The following is a 3,412-nucleotide window of genomic DNA, read 5'->3' on the forward strand; positions in this document are numbered from 1 at the left end:
TCAAGTATCCCCACGGGGGTGCGAATCTTGAAGCCATTCACCAATAAAATAAATAAATTGGTATCAACAAACTTGGCACACTATTGAGTTCTCAAACAACAGACGCTTCCAACATCCACGACCCGGACTTACAAACCTGCCGGCGCTTCGCTCTGGAGCAACTTGTCTACCTTAGCCCACCTCGTGTCAAGGAGCAAACCCACCGTAACCGGTGAACACTGCCCTAACATTCGGCTTCCATCATGTTGCTGGCGCAGCAAAGCACCAAACAAATTCTGGAAGGGGTTTGAGTAGAGATTTTGTCGCCTGGCGATTTCCTCCGCGGTATTCCCGCGGTGTCCCTCGCGGCGACTTAGAAAACTATACACACCTTTTACCGCCACGGCAAATCAGAGGCACTCTTCAGCAAAAACCGCGGGATAGAGGGCCACAATGGACCCTTAGGGGCCCGACTGGGCTCCGTCACCCAAAAATCAGCATTGTGACCCCGGCGACACGTTAGGGCGCAACGGTTGGCGTTTTCCTGGGGCGACGAGAACATCGTCCCAGGCCGCGGTCCTTCACTCCGCCCTGTGGAACCACTCCCCCTTGCGTGGCTGTTCCGGAGCTCTTGTAGGATTCGAAGACTCAACATACGGTGCCTCCCATTCCCAAGCCAAGCATGAATGGTGACCGCGGTGTTCGCAGAGAGTGGTGCGCATTGCTCCAGTGAACCGCCTGCCCGATTCAGAATCATCTCCAGAACGCTCGGCGTGAAGTTCTCGTTTCTTCGCCGATACGTCATGCAGCGAACTTCCGATGAAGTGCTCACCGCAATGATCCGCGTAGCGAGGACTTCGCATCCCCAGCAGTCTGCGGTTTGAGCCCCTGCGTTCAATACCTAGGTAAGCCACCCGGTAACTTTCATACGTCTCTTTGAGTCCCAACGGGAGCACTGCTTCGCCGGCGAGCCAAGCTAGACGAGGCCACGGATCCGCTCTCAATAGATTCCTCGGTAGCATCAAACTAGAACCGTATGTATTATCTACCAGACGCTTTTACCAGTGATTCTGCTATTTCCGTGAATCGTTGGGGCGTTCACATCTTATGAGCTCCGGTACCCACCTGCGATCTGGCGTCCTTGGCAGTCCTTGGCAGTTTTAGCCTTAGGGAACGAACGTTTCTAGCGCCCGATACCGAGTGCTTCCCCCGGCCTACATCATGCGTCCGGGGTGCGTATCCTTTGGTACAGATAGTCACCTACTCGGACATGCTGCTGCGAGGCAGTGGGTTTTGAATGATTAACGTGGTCTTTGTTCGTTAGCGCATTTGGACTTGTGGCCTTCGTCGGCTCATCAAAGATTCGGGATGTTTGCTTTCCTGGGTAGCGCAATGAATATGATCCAAGAGCTTCGCCGGGACCTGCGCTGGGTACCGCCGGCCTGATGGCGATACCGAACCGTGGCTCCGCATGACTATCTGCAGCCGCCAATCGACAGTCCCCATCACCTTCCAGTAGTAGTCCAAAAGTGATGGCCCCGGTCAATTCCGTTTGCCGCCAGTGGTCAATTCGTCTTGCCGTTGCTGGTCAGTGGACTGCCGCCAGTGGTCATTTTCGTTGGCCGCCAGTGGGCAACTTCAAACTGCCCTTAACAGCTGTGCCGCAGAATGAACACGATGGCTTAGTACCGAGCCGCCGATACAACAGATGCCAGTGATCCGGGCGATCAGCGCAACCCCAGCATTCCCCTCGCTGCATTCGCGGGTATTGCCTACCAAACCGACAGGTGAATCTAACTGGTCGTTTTCCAAGACTGGTGTCCTTTCGCGGGGGTCAGCCCTCAGCATCGATACCCGAAGCGATTTGCCGACGGCCCAGCTTCACTGACAAGACTGCACTCGAAGTCGTGCTGGCAGCACGAGCGCCACCACGCAGATTTCATCGTCCCGTAATGCCACCAATGCGCAAACCCCGACTGACACACCCGAGGTAGTCACACTTTCATGCCTATAACCCAGAATCCGACTTATAGGCATGAAAGTGTGTCCGGGAGGGGCGCGCTTCCCAGTGGTTACCCGGTAGAACGGGGATTCTTATGTTCCTGAGGCATTAAACGTGAACGGTTCTGGAAAATCGAAGCTATGTGAACTTTGCGGATCTGCCTTGAAATGCAATGGAAGACATCTTCGGGCACCCAATTCGTAAGGTATGTCGGCTGCGGAGCCAGGGGTGTCAATACTCAGTTTCACGCTCCGTTGCGTGGTCACTGCGGGATGCCGCCGGCCCATGCAAGACGAGTCGTCGAGTGGTGGCTTTACACCTATAACGAAAATCCAGAAGCACCGCGCACGCTCATCCGTCCCGAGCACTTCAAGCCGGCACCTGAGCCAGTGCACGAGGAAGGCCCGATCGAGCCCGAATTGTTCGGTACCACAGCGAGCGATTCCCAAGGATTGTGGGCCAGGAAAGGTTGGACTGGCAGACCCTCTTGAAACCCGGTCAAACATGGCAACGCACCGGGTTGCACACTCTGGGCGGACACGCTTTTGTCCTATAAGTCTGGCCCGGCCCCAAATCCAGTTTGGCCCGTTAAACAACAGAACCCCTGAACGGTGTCGTTCAGGGGTTCTGGGACAATTATGTCCGGCGGTGACCTACTCTCCCACACCCTCCCGAGTGCAGTACCATCGGCGCAGTGGGTCTTAGCTTCCGGGTTCGGTATGGGACCGGGCGTTTCCCCCACGCTATGACCGCCGTAACTCTGTTACCTCGCATTCCTTATTCAGGAACGCTGGTGGCTTATCGAGTCACAACTGATGCTGTGGTTCTTCATCAATAACTATAGCGGAACCCCGAACACAGGGCTAACCAATAGTGGCTTTTTGGCGCATGAGTGGCATCACAACCACGAGCTGTCGGTCACTGCGGCCCGAGCCTGGAGTTCGGTCTGAGATCGCGGGCCGCACTGGAACTACTCATCGTACTTACGTGCGCTGGCGAGGCTGCCAATGGCATCGAGTCCCGGTCCGATGCCACCATGGATCGGTTGCTGCATCACACACATTTCTCTCAGACGAGTGGTGAATAATTCCGGTGCACCAGGCCCAACCCGGAAAGGGGATCGTGCCGATGGGCTAGTTATCTGCACAAGGTTCGGGGCGCCGGAGGTCATCACCTCGGCGTTCTGTTCGGCCGGACGTTCCGTTGCCGTCAGTGGACAATTTCGAATTGACTCGGACGTTGCTCGCAGTCAGGAGAATGCCGTTGCCTGATCGCCGCAACGAATAGTTGTCCACAGGAGTTGTGGATAACTCTCCACCTCCCCCCAAGGGCGGCGATGCGGCCGGGGTGATGCCCAGCGTCCGTGCGTAGCGGGCCGGGGCCACACCCCACACCGCACATACGCACGCTGAACGATCCCCGACCTTGGCC

1 rRNA gene is annotated in these 3,412 nt (G+C 56.3%); it reads right to left on the reverse strand.

The features are described from left to right. Positions 1–2,621: 2,621 nt before the first annotated feature. Positions 2,622–2,738: ribosomal RNA gene (rrf, locus tag ADIAG_RS19725) — 5S ribosomal RNA — on the reverse strand. Between the last annotated feature and the right edge of the window lie 674 nt (positions 2,739–3,412).

This window comes from Paeniglutamicibacter gangotriensis Lz1y (assembly GCF_000348945.1).
Lineage (GTDB): Bacteria > Actinomycetota > Actinomycetes > Actinomycetales > Micrococcaceae > Paeniglutamicibacter > Paeniglutamicibacter gangotriensis.